This is a genomic window from uncultured Allobaculum sp., assembly GCF_948576815.1.
Lineage (GTDB): Bacteria > Bacillota_I > Bacilli_A > Erysipelotrichales > Erysipelotrichaceae > Allobaculum > Allobaculum fili.
In genome coordinates, this window is sequence record NZ_CAPAEZ010000047.1 from 1 (window position 1) to 19,920 (window position 19,920).

The window sequence follows — 19,920 nt, forward strand, 5'->3', positions numbered from 1 at the left end:
CCGAACAAAGGGTTCTCTCTAATTATCGTGTCCTTGACATGGGGTACACTTCAAAATCCGATTCAAGCCCTCTATCAAAACGAAAAAGCGGAAAGACAATTCTGTGGTTCGAGGCCGAACTTATGAGGATTTTCAGAAACACCTCGCTTCACACCCAGGTGTATCGGTAGTTGAAATGGATACGGTCTATAACGACGTAACCAACGGGCCATTCATGCAGACTTTTCTATTTCGCGATCCGCACCATCTGTTTCTCGCTGTTTACCACACAGAAAAGACCGCTCAGGCGATGTCTGAAGGACTTAAAACTCTCCACGATCAGCTTGGAGCCCAGACTTTCCGACGACTGTTCGCGGTGATTCTGACCGATCTCGGTTCAGAATTTACTGCAGTCGAAGAAATCGAAGCACTCGGTGTGAAAGTGTTTTACTGCGATCCGATGCAGTCTATCCAGAAAGCCTCCGTTGAGAACAAACATCTTCTTTTAAGGAGAATTTTCCCGAAGAACCGAGGCGGCCATATTTTTGATTTAGTCAAGCTGGGACTGACCAGTCAGGAGCAGCTGAACATCGCTGTCTCGCATATCAACTCATATGGATTAAAAAGTCTGCACGGTCATACGCCGTACGATTATTTCTGCTTTCTGGAAAAATCTTCTGAAATTGTGGAAAAACTAGGAATCAAAAAAATAGATCCGGCTTCTGTCCACTTGAAGCCAGATCTGTTAACTCGCTAAACAATAACGAGAGTTAAGAAGGAGAACGAACACACCTTAATTCACATATTTGGCAGTTGCATTTAGTATCGGAGCAAAAAAATACACTAATCAACTGCTCTTTTTGTCGTGGTTGCATTTAGTCCTTCCAACTCAAAAATTTTAGCATGGAAGCACAGAAAAGGCGAAACGCGGCCCTGGTAAAAGAAAAATCCCCTCAGTTTCCTGGCTTAGATAAAGGAAATTGAGAGGAAAAGTAGATTTTTGAAACAGTAAATGGAACGCTCGTTTTTATCAGTTCAATGGTTGCGTTTACTATTTCAATTCATCCAATTCACCATTTTTATATGGATTTTTTTCACTCTATTCGTTTCTTTTTAAGATTCTGATTTTTTAAGACACGTTTGGACGGCTATTCCCTGTCGCCATGTGCGGATCTGAGAGTAGCTGCTATCCTCAGATTCGTAAAAAAGCAGGATACTTTCGTTTTCTGAAAGTATCCTGCCGTATTGAAAAACTAAAATCTGTTTTTGAAGCTTACCAGGCGATGATTTCCACGCCGTCATCGTGAACCGCAATCGTATGTTCCCATTGTGCTGAGAGCTTGCCGTCATCCGTATAGGAGGTCCAGTCGTTATCAGCGTCGATGAACAGACTGCATACGCCTTCATTGATCATCGGTTCAATGGTGAACACCATTCCCGGTGCAAGAATGATGCCCGTCCCGTGTGTTCCCACATGCTGGACCATCGGATCTTCATGGAAGTCGTTGCCGACTCCGTGACCGCAGTAGTCCAGAACGACGGAATAGCCGTTGGCGTGCGCGATTTCCTGAATTGCTGCGCCGACATCTCCAAGATGTCCCCACGGCTTCACGGCCGCAATGCCTGCTTCCAGACATTCTTTCGTCACATCCACCAGCTTTTTGGCTGCCGGGCTGACTTCGCCAATGCAGAACATGCGCGATGCATCCGCATAATGGCCGTTTACGATCGTCGTGCAGTCGACGTTGACAATATCGCCGTCTTCCAGAACGGTATCGTCTGGAATGCCGTGGCAAACCTGATCGTTAATCGACGTGCAGCAGCTTTTCGGAAAGCCTTCGTAGCCCAGACAGGCCGGAATGCCGCCGTGCTCGATCGTGTAGTCATGAACCATCTTGTCAATTTCGTTGGTCGTCATGCCCGCCTTGATTTTGGACTGCACCAGGTCGAGCGCGCCGTTATTGACTTTCGCCGCTTCACGGATCCACTTCAGATCTTCTTCGGACTTGATCATTTTATGCGTGGGCACCTTGCACCCTTTTTTCTTCAGGTCCATCAGTGTCCGGTCAAACGCTTCATGACACTTTTTGTATTTCTTTCCGCTTCCGCACCAGCACGGATCGTTACGCATGGTCATGTTTAGTTCCTTCTTTCTCCATCTGAACAATCAGAATTCTGTCTTTTCCATTGATATCCTTAAGGACTGTTACTTCCGCTTCCGGGAAGAACTTGGCAGCCAGCGTTTTCAGACGATCGCCCTGGTCCCAGCCCATTTCAAAGCACATCACGCCGCCCGGATTGAGCACCTGATCCGCTTTCTGGAAAATCTTCCGGTAAAAGTAAAGGCCATCTTCGCCGCCAAACAGCGCCACGTTCGGTTCATAGTCCACAACGCTGTGATCCATTTTTTCATTTTTCGGAATATAAGGCGGATTAGACACCAGAAGGTCACAGTGCATATTGCGGGAAATAAACGGATCCAGCATATCGCCCTGTACAAAAACAACCGAACCGCCTAACCGTTCATTGTTGGCGTAGGCCGTTTCGAGGGCTTCCCGGGAAATATCGGAAGCGAACACGTCGATCTGATCGTTTTCCAGGGAAAGGGTAATTCCGATGGCGCCGCTTCCGGTGGCTACATCAAACACAACAGGGTGTTCAATCTGCTCGCACAGCACATCGCACTGAATCAGAACCTGCCCGGTCAGTTCTTCTGTTTCCGGACGGGGGATCAGCACGTTTTCATTGACGGTAAAGTCGTATCCATAAAAGTTTTCATAGCCAAGGACATAGCCGAGCGGTTCGCCTTTTTCCATGCGGTGAATCCCCTCAAGATAGTCGGTCTGAATTTCCGGATCGACTTCTTCATCCATATCCATATACAGATTGATGTCCTTTTTCTGGCAGAGCTCGTTGAGCAGAAGCATCGCCGCCTGATCGGACTGACCAGCCGCTACCATGCGATCCTTGCCTTCGCTCAGAAGATCGCGGTAACGCATCATGACAGCGATTCTCCAGCCAGCTTCGCCTGCTGGTCCGCTTTCTGCAGCGCCTGCATCAGATCTTCCAGACGGCCGTCAATAATGCGGTCGAGCTGGTTTACGGTATAGCCGATGCGATGATCGGTGACACGGTTCTGCGGATAGTTGTACGTACGAATTTTTTCCGCGCGATCGCCGGTACCGATTTTGGTCTTGCGCTCTGCCTCGTTCTTTTCGTCGATGGCGCGCTGATGTTCTTCTTTGACACGTGCAGCGATCGTTGCCAGAGCCGTCGCACGGTTTTCATGCTGGGAACGGCCGTCCTGGCATTTAACGACGATGCCGGTCGGCTTATGAATAACGCGGACAGCGGAGTCCGTTTTGTTTACGTGCTGACCGCCGGCTCCGGACGCACGCATGGTCTCGATTTCCAGATCGTTCATATCGATATCGAAATCTTCTTCATCAATTTCCGGATAGCACAGAACTGTCGCGGTCGAAGTCTGAATGCGTCCCTGCGACTCAGTCTTTGGAACGCGCTGTACACGGTGCGATCCGCTCTCATATTTCAAAGTGCCATAGGCATGCTGGCCGCTGACTTTAAAAGCAATCAGAGAATAGCCGCCGGCTTCGGATTCTTCTGCATCCGTCACTTCGACTTTCCAGCCTTTGCCTTCAGCGTACTTGGCGTACATGCGGTACAGGTCACCTGCGAAAATATTGGCTTCGTCGCCGCCGGCTGCTCCGCGGATTTCCATGAATGCGTTATGAGAATCGTTCGGATCGGTCGGAACGAGCAGAAGTTCGAGGCGAGCAATATAATCGTCAATTTTCGGTTCGAGTTCCGTGATTTCCATCTGGGCCATTTCCCGGATTTCCTTATCATGTTCTTCGAGAAGCACGCGGGCGTCCTCCAGTTCCGAAACTGCTGCTTTGTATTCGTTATAGGTTTCTACAATCGGTGTCAGTTCGTTGGCTTCCCGTCCAAGTTTGGACATCTGCCGGCGATCGCTGACAACCGTTGGATCCATCATTTTTTCATTAATCTCATCCAGACGCGCTGCAAGCCTGTCGAGACGTTCTTCCATTTTTGCCATTGTTTATCTCATCCTTCCCTCTGAGTCTGTATTCTTGTTCGTATCGTTTTCATTATAGCAAACAGCTTTTCGCTCACCCTTTGTCAAGTCTTTTATGATTTTTTTGTGCCCGCTCTGAGGTTTCGGACAATTTCCCCCTGCGCCGGGCAAGGTTGAAGCCCCTATCCGTTCCGGATAGAATAATAGGTAAGCGTTATGAATATTTCACTTTCGCTCCGCAGGATATGCGGGTAAAGGAGAACCTATGAAACATAAAGTCCGCAAAGCGGTCATTCCGGCAGCAGGTTTTGGAACGCGCTTTCTCCCGGCGACCAAGGCCATCCCGAAGGAAATGCTTCCCATCGTGGATATTCCCACGATTCAGTACATTATTGAAGAGGCCGTAAATTCCGGCATCGAAGAAATCTGCCTGATTACCAATTCCTACAAGCAGAGCATTGAAAACCATTTTGACCGCTCCTTTGAACTGGAAGAAAAGCTCAAAGCCAGCAACGATCTGGAACATCTGGAAATGATCCAGAAAATTACCGATATGGTCAACATCGTATCGGTTCGTCAGAAAACGCCAAAAGGTCTTGGCCACGCCATTCTCTGTGCCAAGAGCTTTGTCGGCAATGAACCGTTCGCCGTTCTGCTCGGCGATGACATCGTCATCAATGCCGGTGGACCAGGCGCCATTCGCCAGCTCATGGACGTGTATGAAACGACCGGATGCAGCGTTGTCGGCGTTCAGCCAGTCGCTGAAGAAAATGTCTCCAAGTACGGCATTATCGACCCGCTGGAAAAAATCGAAGACGGCCTGATGACCGTTTCCACGTTCGTTGAAAAGCCCGCGCAGGAAGACGCGCCAAGCAACATGGCCATTCTTGGCCGCTACGTTCTTGGACCGGACATTTTCGAAAAGCTCGAAACCCAGGCAGCCGGCAAAGGCAACGAAATCCAGCTGACCGATGCCATTGACCGTCTGGCCAAGGAAGATACCGTCTACGCCTGCCAGTTCGACGGCAGACGCTATGACGTCGGCGATCGCAAAGGCTTCCTCCAGGCGCAGATCGAATTCGCACTCAACCGCGACGATACGCGCGAAGCCATGGAAGACATCATTGAATCGCTCGGCTATAAGAAAGTAAGCAAGTAGCATGATCACCGATACGCATTGCCATCTTACGTGTGACGAACTGTACGAAAACGCGGTGCCGCTGATCGAAAGCGCCCTGGAACAGGGCGTAGATCTGATGATGATCATGTGCACGAACCGTAAGGAATACGACCGGGCGCTTGCGCTGAAAAAACAGTATCCCGAAAATCTGAAAGTCGCCTGGGGCTTTTTCCCTGAAGACGCCAGAGAGATCACAGAAGAAGATCTCGAAGAGCTGAGAAAAGAAGCCGCCTGCGGCAATATGGATGTTCTGGGCGAAATCGGCCTGGACTATTACTGGGACATGTCGTTTAAAGAAGAACAGAAGGCCCTCTTCAAAGCTCAGCTCGATATCGCGGCCGAAACGGGGCTTCCGGTTTCCATACATATGCGGGACGCCGCAAAGGATTCCCTGGATATTCTTAAAGCCCATGCCCGTACGCCGATCATCTTCCACTGCTATTCCGGTTCAACGGAAACCATGAGAGAAGCCCTCAAACTGGATTCCATGATTTCCTTTGCGGGACCCATCACCTTTAAAAACAATAAACAGGGGCCTGCCAATGTCATCGCCTGTCCGCCCGAAAGAATTTTAAGCGAAACCGATTCGCCGTATCTCGCCCCGGTTCCGTATCGCGGCAAGCGAAATCAGCCTGCCTATGTCAAAGCGACGCTTGAAAAAATGGCTGAGTTAAAAGAAATGGATTCCGATGATCTGGCCCGACAGATCCGCGCCAACTTCCTGTCTCTTTTTCAAAACGGATCCGAATGAACGCATTCCACAGAATGCATTCCCGCGAATCGACCATCAGAAGCCGACCGCAGCCGACAGCGGATTCGATCGTAAATTCTGGAAACAAAAAACCGCCTGACGGCGGTTTTCTTTTTGTCGATTTATATCCCGCGGAAGACTGGAGAGTTCCAGAAATCCCAGACGAGCGTTTCCAATTCGATTTGGAATTAGTGACGGTTGTCGTCTTCGTGAACGAGAGCTGTCTGCAGCGCGTAGGACAGCGATTCGTTGAGCTCAACCGCTTCGATGGCAGCAGCTGCAAGCGGAGCAACGGAAAGAACTACCATTTCATCGTACAGTTTTGCGTTTTCAGTCTGATCGATGGTGTTCGTAACGATGAATTCACTCAGGCCGGAGTTTTTCAGACGTTCAATCGCCGGTCCGGAAAGTACGCCGTGTGCGCAGGCTGCGATAACTTCTTTCGCGCCTTTTTCGTAAAGCATGTTGATGCCGCTGGTCAGTGTGCCGGCGGTATCGACCATATCATCGATGACAACTGCAACTTTTCCGTCAACTTCACCAAGCAGGTTCATGGCAACCGCAACGTTTGGTTTTGGACGACGCTTGTCAATGATGGCAACCGGAGCGCCGAGGCGGTCAGCCAGACGACGGGCACGAACGGTTCCGCCGTGGTCAGGAGAAACAACGACAACATCTTCGATGTTCAGACCTGGTTTGTGTTTGAGGTATTCACTGATCAGAGACAGCGTATTGATGTCATCTGCCGGAATATCGAAATAGCCCTGAATCTGGGCAGCATGGAGATCCATGGTGATCACGCGGTTTGCACCGGCGCGTTCAAGAAGCGAAGCCACCAGTTTGGCTGTAATCGGTTGTCGCGGTTTCGCCTTGCGGTCCTGTCTGGCGTAGCCAAAATACGGAATAACACAGTTGATGGAACGAGCCGAAGCACGCTTGCAGGCATCGATACCGATCAGAAGCTCCATAAGATTGGCGTTTACCGGGCGATTGGTACTCTGTACAAAGAATACGTCTTTTCCACGTACAGACTCACCGAGTTCAACAAGAATTTCTCCATCAGCAAAATGATGAACATCACATTTTCCAAGGGGGATTTCAAGAATCTCACAGATTTCTCTGGCCAGATCGCGGCTGCTGGTCAGCGCGAATACAACGGTTGAATTTTTAAGCTCATCTTTGTTTAACATGCTTGCGTACCTGTTCCTTCCTCATTTCCTGCGGGTTCCTCATCCAGGGCATTTGAAATCATTTCGTTCTGGACTTTGCACATCTGCAGGCGGACACCATCACCGATGACACTGTCTTTAATCCAGGTCTGGGGGAAAATTTCGACATAATTGCCCAGCGCCGTTTTGCCAAGGATTTCCGTATCCGGATAAATCACGGTATCGTGACCGATTTTCACATCCTGGCCGATAACCGTTCGCTGCGGATCTACAATTTGCACGCCGGCTAACATATGTCTGCGGTTAATTCTGTCTTTCATCCAGCGATATACATCGTACAGTTCGCTGACGGTATTAATGCCCGCCATCTCATCCGGATCCGAAGCGGCAATGGCATCCACGTGCTTGCCTTTTTCATTGAGAATTCGAACCAGATCCGTCAGATAGTATTCATTCTGGGCATTATCGGTTGTCAGCTCGCTGAGCGCATCAAAAAGATCTCGGTTGTTAAAGCAGTAAACGCCCGCGTTGATCTCTCGGATTTCTTTCTGCTCGGGAGTGCAGTCGCGAGCTTCGACGATCTCTTTTACCGCACCGGTTTCATCGCGGACAACTCTTCCGTAATTTCCGCCCTCTTCCAGTATGGCACTCAGAAGAACAAGAGCCTTTCCCTGTGCTTGGTCATAAAGCATTTCGAGGGTTTCCGGCTGGAGACAGGGGACATCTCCATTCATGACGAGCGTATAGCCGTCTTCGTCCTTGAGGGCCGAAACCTGCATGACCGCATGTCCGGTTCCGAGCTGCTCCTTCTGCAGCGCAAACTCTTCTTCGGGGAAAGCGTCCATTAAGGACTGTGCCTGATAGCCGGCAACAATGACAATCCTCTCTGCGCCTGCTTTTTTCAGCGCGCCAAGAGGATAAGCCAGAATCGGTCGGTCAATCAGATCATGCATTACTTTGTTTTTTTCCGACTTCATCCGGGTTCCTTTGCCGGCAGCCAGAATAATCGCATTCCGTTTTGTCATGGGACCACCTTTCGCAGGTATTCTAACACATCCCCGACATTCCTCCTCTTTGTTCAGGGTTTTTAGACAAAATCAAAAATGGCTTTTGATAAAACAGCAGATTCTCCTCAAAGCGTCTTCAAAAGGACCATGTCTGCGGCATGCCGGCATGGAAAAAGCCGGAAAAGCGATGACAATTTCGCTTTTTCCGGCTTTTCAAACGGTTCTGGAGCCGATCCGACGGACTTTCTTTTTCCGTCCGAACCGATCGCATTAATCAATGGAATCGTATTCGCTCTGCAGCTCGTTGATCTTGTTGTTCTTGTTATTGATTTCGGTTTCTACCGGGGAGGCTTCTGCCACAATCGCCTGCCAGTCGTTGTAGGCCGAATCCATTGCGGACTTCGCATTCGATTCGGAGCGCTGGGCATCGATCAGCGTATTGGTCGCGGAAGAAAGCTGGCTGTTGAGCGAATTGACGCTGTCGAGATCTTTCTGAAGGCTGTTGATCTGCGACTGCAGCTGCTCTTTGTCCGCACCTGAACCGCCAGTATCCGATCCGTCGCCGGCATTAATGGCGTTGATCTGATCCTGGAGATCCTTGATCTGAGCACGAATACTGTCCGCGCTTGGATAGCTGTTCAGATCGTCCTGAATCTGATTGACTTTGCTCTGGGCTGTGTTTGTGGCCTGAACTGCCTGATCGTACGCATTCTTTTTGGAGTTGTACGTGTTTTCCGCATCGTTCTTTCGCTTATTGATACCGTCCAGCTTGCCCTGCAGAACCGCCACGTCGCCGCTGAGCGACTCGATTTCATCGCGGAGTTCCGCTTTTCGTTCCGCGTTTTTCACATCGGAGTTGGAAGAAGAAGGCTTCTGCTGAGCGCCGGCTTCAGCAAGCAGTTCATCAAACGTCTTGGACGTTCTCGCCAGCAGCTGTTCATTGATTTTTCGCTTTTCATCTTCGGAAAGCTTGTCATACACGGAACGGAAATCCAGAACCTGCTGCTTGTTGTCATCGGTAAGGCCGTTAAAGCTTTCTGCCCAGCTAAGGAGGTCGTTGTAGCCTTTGCTGGTCTGGGTCTGCGCGCCGGAGTTCATGAAATGAACCGCCATGTAGCCGCCGACCGAAACCACAGCGATCGCCAGCGCGATACCAGCAATAATGCCGACGGTCCTCATATTGTTTTTCGATTTTTTACGTGAATGCGAAGAGCGGGAAGGCGCCGGACGCGAAGAGCCGCGGGAATCGTGGTGACGGACTCTTACATGACGGTCTTCTTCATCGTAGTCGTCATAATCGTCCTCTTCGTCGTCGTACGAATCGTCATAGTCGTCGTAATCGTCGTCTTCGTCCTCGCGTACGTATTCCCGGTGAAGGAGCGGTTCATCTTTTTCCAGCAGACCGGCGATTTCATCGCTGTGCATCGTTACCGGTTTGGTCTGACCGATTTCGTCTTCTTCTGCCGGCGCAGCGCCGTTAAACACGCGCGTCTGCTCGCCCGGCTGAGCCGGAGCGCTCTGCGGCGCGCCAAACTCGCGGGTCATCCCCGCATTCTGGGCATACTGGTCTTCCGCCGAAGGGGCGGTTTCTTCTTTGGACGCAAAAAACGAATCGGATCCGTTTGGCGCACTGCCAGGCTTTTCTGTATAGATCACCTGGGGCGTTCCATTTTTCGCCGCTTCGTTTTCCGAACGCGCTTTATTGCGTGCGGCCGACGAATACGTCTGCTGGAACTGTTCCGATGTTTCTCTTGCCCGCTGAATGCGTTCAATCCGTTCTTTGTTCCGCGCAAAATCATCCATCTTTTTTTCAATTTCTTCGTTTCCGCTCAATGAATCCAGCAGGGAATCAAAATTATCATCACGGTTCTGATCGCTCATTGAAAAACCCCCCTTTATATTCCGGGTGCATGATCCGACAGCCGGTCTGCACGCCTTTGTTCTGTATCTTCTATGAAATCGATGTGTTCGAAATACGGAAAGGCTTTCGCGCTCTCCTGACTCTGTATACAGGTACCCCTTTTAGTTTATTGTACTGAATTTGCGCCTTTATCCTGCCGTTCAACCCTAAAGAAAAATCATTGTGGGTTATTCGCTTTCTTTTAGAATGTCGACCCGGATTTTGGCGGCAGAGGCTTTCTTTATAATGCCTGATTCTTTCTTCGGCTTCTCTAAAAGTTCTGCTAACATTTGCCTTCCCCCTGCATAAATCTCGGAAAAACGGATAGAAACGATGCCCGATTTGGATGAAAAACCGATTAAAGACGAAGTACAGACGATCGTATTATCATTTCCTTTTTGCATTTTGTTTACGCCTGCCCGTCAAAAAAGCCGGATCTGCGTCCGGCTTTTCTGTACGATCGCCACTTCTGAGTCCTGTCGGATGCGCTATTGAGCGGATGCTCCGATTGATCGTTTATCCCGCTGCTCGATCTGTCATCCTGTCTTTTTCCCTTCACCTTTTAAGACAGCGCTTCAGATGCTTTCGGTCGGCATCTTCTTTCTTCTGCATCAGGATCCAGATTTCCCGGCAGTCGTTATCTTCGAGGATTTCCTCGATTTGCGCATACGAAAGTCCCGTATAGCTTAAGGCTGTATAGAAAGTCGAAGGCCGCTTTCGTCGGCCTGTCTTTAACCGGCGCTTTTGCGCCAGCCGGTTCTGCCACAACAGCGCGCGCCGTCCAAAAAACGCTTCAAAAACCTGCGTGGAACACGCTTCTGCCTCAGCCACGCGAACCGGACGCCGGCAAAGCGCAGAAAGTTCGTCTTCGTGGCCATCGAGAAAACCGGAGGCGGCTTCCAGATCGCCGTTTTGCAAAATTCTTCGCAGAATGCGGTCGCATTCGCTGTTTCGATAGTACAAAATGCGCAGACGGCGCCCTTTTTTACGGATATCGATATTGGCCGTTTCCCGTAAAGCCGCGCACTGCGGGCAGAGCGCATCCGGTCCTCTTAAAAGAAACGGGAGCGTTTCGCAGCCGGAAAATTCTGATCCGCACCAGAGACAGAATTCATGTAGCGCAGCTGGCGAATGCAGGCATCGAGCGCTCTGGAGGGCGATTCGATTAAGGCGATTCCTTCGCCGGAGGGATCTTTGAAGCTTCTCCCGGCGCGCCCGAAGATCTGAATCAGAGAGGCGCTGGTGAACACCGGATGATCGGCCCGGTACACCGCGACCTGGACGGAGGGAACGGTGATTCCCCGTTCGAGAAGAGTTGTACATATGAGAACCATCGTCTTTCGGGCATGAAATTCAGCCATGACTTCATCTTTGTTTTTCGTTTTGGAATGAATAACAGAGCAGGGAAAAAACAGACGGATGACCGGCTTCATCCAGCGGGTATCCGCAATACGGGGGACAAAAAGCAGAACCTGCTTGCCGTTTTGAATGTACCGGCGGCAGTACGCGATTAAAATCAGCACCTGCTTCAGCTTCGATCCTCGTTTCACGACAGGAACGCAAAGCGGATGACGATGGGGCCGCAAGAAGAGATTGACCATTTCCATCTCACCCCGTTCGATGGCTTCCAGACTTTTCGCGTCCGGTGTGGCTGACAGCAGCATGCGCTGCCCGATACAGCTTTGGAGGGCGATCGCTTCCAGCACTTCGTTTCCTGCATACGGAAACGCGTCGAGTTCATCCAGAATGAGCAGATCGAAGCTGTAGGGGAAACGGTAAAGCTGATGCGTCGTGCACACGATCAGATCGCCGTCCGTTTCATCGGTAAAGCCCTCGCAGATCTGAACGATGTGCAGCTCCGGAAAGTTTTTGCGAAGCCGTTCGGCGATTTCCATCACCACCTGACGGCGGGAAATCGCAAAGCACACTTTCTTGCCCTGGGCCAGATACGCGCAGATGCTTTCAAGCGTCAGTTCCGTTTTTCCGCATCCAGCTGCCGCGTACACGAGCAGATCCCGATGGCTCTGCAAAATGGAAAGCGATCGGGCGGATGCTTCTTTCTGCAGCGGCGTCAGTTCAAATTCCAGAACCGGCTTTCCTTTCCACACACGATGGGACAGACTGGGCGCCTGTGGTTTCTGTCCGGCTTTCAGCGCGCCAAAATCCAGACATTTGCGGCAGTACCAGAAACCGTCATGGAAAAAGAAAAGCTTCGGATCCCGGTTGTGGCAGCGCAGACATTCCCGTCTGGGACTTTCTTCCTTCTTTGAAATCCGCTGAGCGGAATGCGTCGTCTGATTTTTGAATGGGTCATTTTCCATATTCTGTTTCCGCCTTTTCCAGTACTGCCAGTCGAACGGTCCGTCCGAGGACTGGATCTCCTGCTGTCTGGATATACGAAAGAAAGTCATCCGAATAAAGACGAGAACAAAGACCAAAGAAAACGCAGGCAAAAGAAAGCACAGACAAAAGAAAAACGGAAAAAGAACCGCGCTAAACTTCATCGACACAAAATAAAAAAGCGCTCGTTATGAGCGCCTTGTGTGCAAAATGATCCTGAAACAGCGTTAAGCTTATTTCTTGTCGTTGCGTCCGTATTTTCTGTTGAACTTTTCAATACGTCCCTGGGCAGCCGCGAAACGCTGACGGCCTGTGTAGAACGGATGGCAGTTGCTGCAGGTATCTACGCGAAGGGTGTCACCTTTGATGGTGGAGCCGCTTTCGAATGTGTTACCGCAGGAAGAGCATACAACAGTTACGGTATGGTAATTAGGATGGATTCCCTTTTTCATCGCCATATCCTCCTTCCGCCTTAAATCAGGTGCTGATTTAAAGTAAGTGCCTATGCATTATAGCAATCCCCAATTTCCATCGCAACCCGGAAAACAATTTCTCTTTTTTTCCGTCATTGTGCCGTATTTATCCCGTTTTTTTCGGTTTGTATAGAAGACCTGCGTGAAAAAAACACAGCCGGTCAGTTGGTGTCAGATGTGATTCGAATGGCAATATGCGACAATTGGAAAGACATACCGGACATAATGAATGTCCAGTTCATACAGAATTTCTTCCGCTCCATTAAGCGCAGACCCTTCTGTCTAACCGGTTTATTCCCTGCCCTGCTTCTTTATTTTCCATGAAGAAGGCGGCAGTCAAATATAAGGAGAGTATTCATGAACCCGTTATCGCATTCCCATTATGACTATCTGATTGTCGGCGCCGGCCTGTACGGTGCTGTATTTGCCCGCCAGGCTTACGATGCCGGCAAGAAGGTTCTCGTTCTCGAACGTCGTCCTCATATTGCCGGAAACGTGTATACCCGTCTTGACCATAACATTCATGTCCACGAATACGGTGCACACATTTTCCATACGGACAATGAAGAAGTCTGGAACTACATCAATCGCTTTGCCCGCTTCAGCCGCTACACCCACAGCGTCATCGCCAACTTTAAAGGCGAGATGTATTCCCTGCCTTTCAATATGTATACCTTCAATAAAATGTGGGACGTCCGCACCCCGAAGGAAGCCAGAGCCATGATCGAAAAGCAGCGTCAGGAAATCACCGGCGAACCGAAAAACCTGGAAGAGCAGGCGATTTCTCTGGTCGGACGCGATGTCTTTGAAAAACTCGTAAAAGGCTACACGGAAAAACAGTGGGGTCGCGACTGCAAAGATCTGCCGCCCTTTATCATCCGCCGTCTTCCGGTACGTCTGACGTATGACAACAGATATTTCAATGCGCTCTATCAGGGCATTCCGCAGGGCGGCTATACCGATCTTGTCGGACGCATGCTCGAAGGCGTGGACGTGCTCACGAATACCGATTATCTGAAGGCCCGTGAAAAATGGGACGCGCTTGCCGATCGGATTGTTTACACCGGTGCGATTGATGAATTTTTCGATTATTCCCTCGGCCATCTCGAATACCGTTCCGTCCGTTTTGAAATGGAAACGCTCGATGAACCGGATTTTCAGGGAACTTCGGTTGTGAACTACACCGATCGCGAAACGCCTTTTACCCGCATTCTCGAATTCAAGCATTTCGAAGATCTCGGCAGCGATTGCACCATCATCGCCCGCGAGTATTCCAGCGAATGGAAGCCAGGTGATGAACCGTACTACCCCATCAATGATGAAAAGAACGGTACGCTCTATGCCCGCTACAAAGAACTGGCGAATACGCGCAAGAATGTTCGTTTTGGCGGCCGTCTTGGCGAATACCGTTACTACGACATGGACGGTGTTATTGCCTCTGCTCTGGATGCAGCCAGAAAGGAACTGGCTTAATTTTCAGATCTTCAAACTTTCCAGACTCTGTATATGGCTTTGCCTGCACAGAGTCCATTTTTCTGGAACGCAAGTAATTATTTCGATCTCAGGTTTGAACTGGAGAATCAGGATCTGTTTGCGCGCGCGCCGACAGATCACTAGTATGAAACTATGAACCAGCTTGAAAAAATCAAAGGTCATCTGCTTACCATTAACGATCATAAGCTTCGGGTCATGGAACTGTGTTTTCGCTGCGGCCTGTATAAACAGGGCCTGCTTCATGATCTGTCCAAATACACTCCCGTCGAACTCAAAACCGGCTTTCGCTATTACCAGGGCTACCGCTCCCCAATCAATGCCCAGAAGGAAACAGAAGGCTATTCCTTTTCCTGGCTCCATCACAAGGGAAGAAATCCGCATCACTGGGAATTCTGGATGGATAACGGACCGCACGGAATGGTTCCTCGCGCGATGGAATTTAACTACGTTGTCGAGATGTTCTGCGATCGCGCAGCCGCTTCCCAGACGTATCTCAAGGATAAGTATCGAGACGACAGTCCCCTGCAGTATTTTGAAAACAATCTTTCCAGCACAGTTTTTCATCCCGACACCGAACGCCAGATCCGATATCTTCTGACCTATCTGGCCGAACACGGCATGGATAAAACGATTTTGCGCATCCGCTTTTTACTGAACCGCTGGCGCCATACTGGCGATCCCGGAATCTGAGTTTTCCGTAATTTTCAGGCTAGCAATTAAGGAATCAGTTCTTGTTGTCCTGAAGCCGGAAACTTCCGGATGTTCGCATTCCGTATCAAACAAAACCAGCTGACGCAGCTTCAAAATGCGCCAGCCGGTTTGCTTTCCAGGAATCGATTTTCGGTTATTCAAAATCAGTCCTGTTCTTTGGTCCTGCGATCCGCTTTTCAACCGGAACAATTTCATCAGCAACCGCATGCTGGAAAGCCAGATCGTGTTCAACCAGCAGCATCGCTGGGTGATATTCCTGAATCAGCGCTTCGATCTGCTCGCGCGATTCAATATCGATATAGTTGAGCGGTTCATCCCATATGTAGAGATGCGCGCTTTCGCACAGACTGCGGGCAATCAGCACTTTCTTCTTCTGCCCCGCTGAGAAATCTTCCATGCGTACTTCAAACTGAGTCCGGTCAAATCCGAGCTTGCGCAGGATGGATTTAAACAGACTTTCGTCAATTTTCGATTCTTCCGCAAATTCGCGCAGCGTTCCCTTTAAAAAGGAAGAATCCTGCGGAACCCAGGAAATGATCAGACGAGAAGGACTGAACAGCTCGCCCGTATACGTAACTCCTCCTTCGCGGATCAGTTTGAGAAGGGTAGATTTGCCTGAACCGTTCGAGCCGTCGAGTACAATGCGGTCGCCTTCATGAAGGGTAAAGCTGACCGGCTTGTTGACGGGTCGGGAATCATAAAAGCAGACCACATCATGCGCCGAAATCAGGGTGCCATGCAAATCGTTCCTTGGCGAAAGACGAAGCGATTCGCTCTCTTCAAAATCCTGAAGCAGAGCGGATTTTTCTTCGATGGCTTTCTGGCGGCGGCGTTCAATCGATTTCGAACGCTTCATCATCTTGGCTGCCCGATGACCGATAAAGCCGCGGTCAACTGGAGCGTTTCCGTATTTGGACGCTTCAATGCGACCTGACCAGTCGGCGCTTTGCCGACTGCTTTTCTGCATGGCGGAAATTTCTTTTTTCAGACGGGTGTTGCGGGCATCTTCCGTATTCTGCCGGCTGATGAAATCGGATTTCCAGCTTGAATAGCTTCCTTTGACCAGTTCTACGCTCGACCGGTTGATGGCCAGCACATGATCCGTACAGCCATCGAGCAGTACACGGTCATGACTGACCAGAATAAAGCCATGCTTATCGTGCAGATAGGCAGAAAGAACCTGACGGCCGACGGTATCCAGGTGGTTGGCCGGTTCATCAATCAGAAGACACTTTCCTTCGTTTAAAAAGAGAGCCGCAAGCTGTACTTTTGTTTTCTCGCCATAGGAAAGGGTCGAGTAAATCCTCCACAAAATATCTTCATCCAGCTTGAGGGCATTCAGCTCCCGGACAAATTCCCACTGCTGTGGCTGCGGGGCAATTTCCTGCAGCACATCCGCGACCAGCTGTTCTTCTTCCGATACTGGACACGGAAAGTACGCAAATTCCACGGGGGAAGAAATGGTACCGGATCCGTGCAGTTCTCCCAGCAAAAGTCTCAACAGTGTCGTTTTTCCCCGGCCGTTTCGTGCACAAAGCGCCAGGTTCCAGCGGGGATCAAGATCCGCATTGAAATGTTCAAATACCGGTTCAGCCCCATTTTCATAGCTGAACGTCAAATCACGAATCTGAATCATAGACATATGCATTCCTCCTTAAACTTTTACACAGGCGAATTTGAAACATTCCGAACTCGCAAAAAGACCGCAGGAAATCTCCCGCGGTCTTGCAAGTCATAAAAAAGAATTCATAGTCTGCCTGTTCAAAAAAAACAGGCAATTCAAATATTTAGACCGGACAGTGGATGGTTTCCTGCTTCCAGGCACAGTCCGATACAAAATGTCATTGCGCCATCCGGCCATGACAAAACAGATCAGGAACATGCTTGGATTAACGTACTTTGCAGGAAATAGAATTCATCCTCTCACCAGGCCTTTCTGTCTGTTCATACCGAGTTAACCACAGTCGAAAACAGATTTCTACCCGCATGTCGTAAAAAAGAAGGGAAAACGGAAGAAAACGAGAAAGCTCTGACCGGATCTGGAGGTTTTCCAGTCGGTCAGAGCTTTCTTTTCTGGTTTTTTGTTTTCAATTTTTCTCGGGAATTACTCTTCTTCGGTTTCGGTCAGCGAAAGAAGTTCAAGAATCCGGGTCAGATCGTTATTGTCTTCGAAATGAATATCAATGGAATGGGCGCGGATTTTTACCGAAGTCTGGAAGTAGCCTTCCAGCTGATTTGCGGCTTCCTGAATAAAGAGACTTTCCTTGTGGGCTTTCTCTTTTTCTTCTTTTGTTTCTTCCCCGTCTGGATCCAGATCCGCATTTTTTCTTTCGTGAGCGTCTTTCTGCTCGATGACCTGACGGACTTTGGATTCCATCGTACGAACGGACCAGCCCTGTTCAAACGCATCGTGCGCGAGCCGGGTCATTTTGCTTTTTTCCTTTAAGGGAAGGAGGGCGCGGACATGACCCATGGACAGCTTTTTGTCGACGACCATCTGAGACACTTCGTCCGGGAGTTTAAGCAGACGCAGCAGATTGGCAATATGTTCACGGCTTTTGCCGACACGGGCAGCCAGCTGTTCCTGGGTGTAATGCAGACTTTTGATCAGCTGATCATAGGCTTTGGCTTCTTCAATGACATTCAGGTTTTCGCGCTGAATGTTTTCCAGCAGCGAAATTTCCATCATCTGCTGATCATCGAAATCCACAATAATGGCCGGAATCGTCTCCTGATTGGCCAGACGGCTGGCGCGCAAACGGCGTTCACCGGCGATCAGTTCGTAGCCCGAAATGCTTTTCTTGACCAGAACCGGCGTGAAAACGCCGTGTTCGGCAATGGAAGCAGCCAGTTCTTCGAGCGCGGTCTGATCAAAGACTTTTCGCGGCTGATATGGATTGGGGCGAATCTGACTGAGCGGAAGGCGGAGCGGTTCGCTGACCTGGGCGGCCGGCTGATTCTGTCCGTTCTGGATGTCGTCGAGCATCTGCGTGATATCGCCGCCGAAAATCGAAGAGAGGCCTTTGCCGAGATGACTGCTGTCTTTACTCATGCTTCATCTACCTCTTCAATGTGCAGCATTTCGCGGGTCAGAGCCGCATAGGCTTTGGCCCCCTTGCACTTTGTATCGTATTCGAAAATGGATACGCCACGGCTGGGCGCTTCGGAAAGCTTAACGTTGCGGGGAATGGAATTCTGATAGACCAGACGGCCGAACGTCTGGCGAACTTCCTGAGAAACATCGACCGAAAGGCGGGTACGGTAGTCAAACATCGTCATCAGAATGCCTTCAATGCTCAGATTGGGGTTGCTGGTCTTCTGAACCAGGCGGATCGTCAGCAGCAGCTGCGTCACCCCTTCCAGCGCGTAGTATTCGCACTGTACCGGAATCAGAACGCTGTCGGCCGCCGTCAGGGCGTTCGTATTGAGAAGGCCGAGTGAAGGCGGACAGTCGATGATGATGAAATCGTAGTCGTCGCGCAGCGGATCCAGAACGTTTTTCAGCAGCTGTTCCTTTCCGGTTTTCAGTCGATCCATGACCAGATCGGCACCGGCCAGCGAAATGTTGGCCGGAAGGATATCGATATTCGTCTTTTCGCCATGCACGATCGCATCGCGAACGGGATATTCTTCAAGCAGGACGTTGTAAATGGTCGGCTGCTGATTGGACTTCACCGCATTGAGCCCCTGCGAGGCGTTTCCCTGCGAATCGAAATCCACCAGCAGGACGTCCAAGCCCAGATAGGACAGGGCGCTGGACAGATTGATGGCGGTCGTCGTTTTTCCGACACCGCCTTTCTGATTGGAAATTGCGATAATTTTAGCCATTCGTCACCTCGAGCGGTTTTTTCTTAATCGTTCCGTACGGACGGGGATATTTTGCGGGAACTTTTCCCGTCTTTTTAAAATAAAAATTGATGCGGGTTCCTTCATCGTTGCCCAGTTCAAATTCTTCTTCATGGTCGAGCACAACCGGCAGCGCCTTTAAAGCCGGAGCCGCATTTTTGAGCTCTTCTTTTCCATTTGCGCCTTTGAGCGCGATAAAGGTACCGGAATCGTTCACCAGCGGGACGCAGAGCTCGAGCAGAATCGAAAGACGCGCGACGGCACGTGCCGAAACCGCGTCAAACTGTTCGCGATGCTCCTTCACAAAGTCTTCGGCCCGCGCGTTGACGATTTCTACGTTATCCAGATGAAGCTGGTTTTTGACTTCATTCAGAAAACGGCAGCGCTTGGCGAGCGGTTCCACTAAAACAAAAGAACGATTCGGCCAGGCAATGGCTAAAGGAATGCCGGGGAAGCCGGCACCGGAACCGACGTCGCAGAGCGTCTGGAACGATGTATGTAAAAACGGGACAACGGAGTCGTAAAAATGCTTCTGCCAGATTTCACTGTCATCGGTAATGGCAGTCAGATTCATTTTCTGATTCCACTCCTGAATCAGGTGAAGATACGTTTCAAATTGACCGAGCTGTTCTGCGGACAGATTCAGTCCTTTGGCAGCCAGTTCGTTTTTAAAAGAGTCTTTATTCATAAATTCAGTATACCCATCCGGATTAGGCCGGGCAATCTGGGCCCCTGACGGAGAACAAAGCCCGTTTTTCCAGAGCCGGCCGGTCAGGAAAATATACGAGATTTGCCGCCGAGAGGCAAACCGCAGGAGACTATCCTTGTACAGGAGGCTTTTTATTCGCAAACAAAGCGGACTTTTAGGCCATAATCCTTACGGTTTTTGTCACCGCTTTCAAAATTTAATCTATTAAAATACGGTTTAGTTATCGTCATTTTCTCGGTTTGTGCTCAGAATAAACTGTACCCCAGAAAGTGGACAATTTTTTTAGAGTCAACCTATTCCAAGG

19 protein-coding genes are annotated in these 19,920 nt (G+C 49.9%); 5 read left to right on the plus strand and 14 right to left on the minus strand.

The window, feature by feature from the left end:
- The first annotated feature begins 103 nt into the window (after window positions 1–103).
- Window positions 104–736 (plus strand): hypothetical protein, encoded by a 633-nt coding sequence (locus Q2J39_RS07370; protein ID WP_300956760.1) that lies wholly within the window; start codon window positions 104–106, stop codon window positions 734–736.
- Window positions 737–1,252: 516 nt separating this feature from the next.
- On the opposite strand, the gene Q2J39_RS07375 is transcribed toward Q2J39_RS07370, so the two are convergent.
- The 3 genes from Q2J39_RS07375 to prfA are packed head-to-tail and all read right to left on the minus strand — an operon-like array spanning window position 1,253 to window position 4,057.
- The gene (locus tag Q2J39_RS07375; protein WP_288339822.1) at window positions 1,253–2,116 is read right to left on the minus strand and encodes a methionyl aminopeptidase; all 864 of its coding nucleotides are present in this window, start codon (window positions 2,114–2,116) and stop codon (window positions 1,253–1,255) included.
- Window positions 2,103–2,981, minus strand: coding sequence for a peptide chain release factor N(5)-glutamine methyltransferase (gene prmC / locus Q2J39_RS07380; RefSeq protein WP_230266995.1), 879 nt, complete (start codon window positions 2,979–2,981; stop codon window positions 2,103–2,105). The genes Q2J39_RS07375 and prmC overlap by 14 nt, the downstream gene beginning before the upstream one ends.
- Window positions 2,978–4,057, minus strand: a complete 1,080-nt coding sequence (prfA, locus tag Q2J39_RS07385) for a peptide chain release factor 1 (RefSeq protein WP_230266994.1) — start codon at window positions 4,055–4,057, stop codon at window positions 2,978–2,980. Before prfA ends, prmC begins: the two co-directional genes overlap by 4 nt.
- A gap of 244 nt (window positions 4,058–4,301) precedes the next feature.
- Here prfA and galU point away from each other — a divergent pair, with 244 nt between their 5' ends.
- Entirely contained in the window at window positions 4,302–5,195 is an 894-nt protein-coding gene (galU, locus tag Q2J39_RS07390) for a UTP--glucose-1-phosphate uridylyltransferase GalU (RefSeq protein WP_288339825.1), read from the plus strand.
- Between the two features lies 1 nt (window position 5,196).
- On the plus strand, window positions 5,197–5,967 hold the full coding sequence (locus Q2J39_RS07395) for a TatD family hydrolase (RefSeq protein WP_230266992.1): 771 nt from the start codon (window positions 5,197–5,199) through the stop codon (window positions 5,965–5,967).
- 188 nt (window positions 5,968–6,155) lie between these two features.
- On the opposite strand, the gene Q2J39_RS07400 is transcribed toward Q2J39_RS07395, so the two are convergent.
- From Q2J39_RS07400 to rpmE, 7 genes are all read right to left on the minus strand, one after another.
- Window positions 6,156–7,157: a ribose-phosphate pyrophosphokinase gene (locus Q2J39_RS07400; protein WP_230266991.1), complete on the minus strand. Its 1,002-nt coding sequence runs from the start codon at window positions 7,155–7,157 to the stop codon at window positions 6,156–6,158.
- The gene (locus Q2J39_RS07405) at window positions 7,151–8,161 is read right to left on the minus strand and encodes a bifunctional N-acetylglucosamine-1-phosphate uridyltransferase/glucosamine-1-phosphate acetyltransferase (RefSeq protein WP_230266990.1); all 1,011 of its coding nucleotides are present in this window, start codon (window positions 8,159–8,161) and stop codon (window positions 7,151–7,153) included. The genes Q2J39_RS07400 and Q2J39_RS07405 overlap by 7 nt, the downstream gene beginning before the upstream one ends.
- A gap of 252 nt (window positions 8,162–8,413) precedes the next feature.
- On the minus strand, window positions 8,414–10,024 hold the full coding sequence (locus tag Q2J39_RS07410; RefSeq protein WP_288339828.1) for a hypothetical protein: 1,611 nt from the start codon (window positions 10,022–10,024) through the stop codon (window positions 8,414–8,416).
- A 207-nt stretch (window positions 10,025–10,231) separates the two neighbouring features.
- Complete coding sequence (locus Q2J39_RS07415) at window positions 10,232–10,447, minus strand: hypothetical protein (protein WP_230266988.1); 216 nt, start codon at window positions 10,445–10,447, stop codon at window positions 10,232–10,234.
- A 151-nt stretch (window positions 10,448–10,598) separates the two neighbouring features.
- Complete coding sequence (locus Q2J39_RS07420) at window positions 10,599–11,006, minus strand: hypothetical protein (protein WP_230266987.1); 408 nt, start codon at window positions 11,004–11,006, stop codon at window positions 10,599–10,601.
- 89 nt (window positions 11,007–11,095) lie between these two features.
- The gene (locus Q2J39_RS07425) at window positions 11,096–12,364 is read right to left on the minus strand and encodes a helicase-related protein (RefSeq protein ID WP_230266986.1); all 1,269 of its coding nucleotides are present in this window, start codon (window positions 12,362–12,364) and stop codon (window positions 11,096–11,098) included.
- A gap of 252 nt (window positions 12,365–12,616) precedes the next feature.
- On the minus strand, window positions 12,617–12,835 hold the full coding sequence (rpmE, locus tag Q2J39_RS07430) for a 50S ribosomal protein L31 (RefSeq protein WP_230266985.1): 219 nt from the start codon (window positions 12,833–12,835) through the stop codon (window positions 12,617–12,619).
- Window positions 12,836–13,213: 378 nt separating this feature from the next.
- On the opposite strand from rpmE, the gene glf reads away from it, so the two are divergent.
- Both glf and Q2J39_RS07440 read left to right on the plus strand, forming a co-directional pair.
- Window positions 13,214–14,329, plus strand: a complete 1,116-nt coding sequence (gene glf / locus Q2J39_RS07435) for a UDP-galactopyranose mutase (RefSeq protein ID WP_288339833.1) — start codon at window positions 13,214–13,216, stop codon at window positions 14,327–14,329.
- Between the two features lie 153 nt (window positions 14,330–14,482).
- Window positions 14,483–15,040: a DUF5662 family protein gene (locus Q2J39_RS07440; protein WP_230266983.1), complete on the plus strand. Its 558-nt coding sequence runs from the start codon at window positions 14,483–14,485 to the stop codon at window positions 15,038–15,040.
- A gap of 154 nt (window positions 15,041–15,194) precedes the next feature.
- On the opposite strand, the gene abc-f is transcribed toward Q2J39_RS07440, so the two are convergent.
- The 4 genes from abc-f to rsmG all read right to left on the minus strand — a co-directional run bounded on the left by abc-f (window position 15,195) and on the right by rsmG (window position 19,595).
- Window positions 15,195–16,703, minus strand: coding sequence for a ribosomal protection-like ABC-F family protein (abc-f, locus tag Q2J39_RS07445; RefSeq protein ID WP_288339835.1), 1,509 nt, complete (start codon window positions 16,701–16,703; stop codon window positions 15,195–15,197).
- Between the two features lie 462 nt (window positions 16,704–17,165).
- Window positions 17,166–18,113, minus strand: a complete 948-nt coding sequence (locus Q2J39_RS07450) for a ParB/RepB/Spo0J family partition protein (RefSeq protein WP_230266981.1) — start codon at window positions 18,111–18,113, stop codon at window positions 17,166–17,168.
- On the minus strand, window positions 18,110–18,889 hold the full coding sequence (locus tag Q2J39_RS07455; RefSeq protein ID WP_230266980.1) for a ParA family protein: 780 nt from the start codon (window positions 18,887–18,889) through the stop codon (window positions 18,110–18,112). Before Q2J39_RS07455 ends, Q2J39_RS07450 begins: the two co-directional genes overlap by 4 nt.
- Window positions 18,882–19,595, minus strand: coding sequence for a 16S rRNA (guanine(527)-N(7))-methyltransferase RsmG (gene rsmG, locus Q2J39_RS07460; protein ID WP_288339839.1), 714 nt, complete (start codon window positions 19,593–19,595; stop codon window positions 18,882–18,884). The genes Q2J39_RS07455 and rsmG overlap by 8 nt, the downstream gene beginning before the upstream one ends.
- Between the last annotated feature and the right edge of the window lie 325 nt (window positions 19,596–19,920).

Bases quoted from the DNA above. Each gene is read 5' to 3' on its own strand.
- glf (WP_288339833.1), top strand. From the start codon at position 13,214: ATGAACCCGTTATCGCATTCCCATTATGACTATCTGATTGTCGGCGCC.
- Q2J39_RS07400 (WP_230266991.1), bottom strand. From the start codon at position 7,157: ATGTTAAACAAAGATGAGCTTAAAAATTCAACCGTTGTATTCGCGCTG.
- Q2J39_RS07410 (WP_288339828.1), bottom strand. From the start codon at position 10,024: ATGAGCGATCAGAACCGTGATGATAATTTTGATTCCCTGCTGGATTCA.
- rsmG (WP_288339839.1), bottom strand. From the start codon at position 19,595: ATGAATAAAGACTCTTTTAAAAACGAACTGGCTGCCAAAGGACTGAAT.
- Q2J39_RS07405 (WP_230266990.1), bottom strand. From the start codon at position 8,161: ATGACAAAACGGAATGCGATTATTCTGGCTGCCGGCAAAGGAACCCGG.
- Q2J39_RS07455 (WP_230266980.1), bottom strand. From the start codon at position 18,889: ATGGCTAAAATTATCGCAATTTCCAATCAGAAAGGCGGTGTCGGAAAA.
- Q2J39_RS07395 (WP_230266992.1), top strand. From the start codon at position 5,197: ATGATCACCGATACGCATTGCCATCTTACGTGTGACGAACTGTACGAA.
- Q2J39_RS07450 (WP_230266981.1), bottom strand. From the start codon at position 18,113: ATGAGTAAAGACAGCAGTCATCTCGGCAAAGGCCTCTCTTCGATTTTC.
- Q2J39_RS07440 (WP_230266983.1), top strand. From the start codon at position 14,483: ATGAACCAGCTTGAAAAAATCAAAGGTCATCTGCTTACCATTAACGAT.
- abc-f (WP_288339835.1), bottom strand. From the start codon at position 16,703: ATGTCTATGATTCAGATTCGTGATTTGACGTTCAGCTATGAAAATGGG.
- rpmE (WP_230266985.1), bottom strand. From the start codon at position 12,835: ATGAAAAAGGGAATCCATCCTAATTACCATACCGTAACTGTTGTATGC.
- Q2J39_RS07415 (WP_230266988.1), bottom strand. From the start codon at position 10,447: ATGCAAAAAGGAAATGATAATACGATCGTCTGTACTTCGTCTTTAATC.
- galU (WP_288339825.1), top strand. From the start codon at position 4,302: ATGAAACATAAAGTCCGCAAAGCGGTCATTCCGGCAGCAGGTTTTGGA.
- prfA (WP_230266994.1), bottom strand. From the start codon at position 4,057: ATGGCAAAAATGGAAGAACGTCTCGACAGGCTTGCAGCGCGTCTGGAT.
- Q2J39_RS07375 (WP_288339822.1), bottom strand. From the start codon at position 2,116: ATGACCATGCGTAACGATCCGTGCTGGTGCGGAAGCGGAAAGAAATAC.
- prmC (WP_230266995.1), bottom strand. From the start codon at position 2,981: ATGATGCGTTACCGCGATCTTCTGAGCGAAGGCAAGGATCGCATGGTA.
- Q2J39_RS07425 (WP_230266986.1), bottom strand. From the start codon at position 12,364: ATGGAAAATGACCCATTCAAAAATCAGACGACGCATTCCGCTCAGCGG.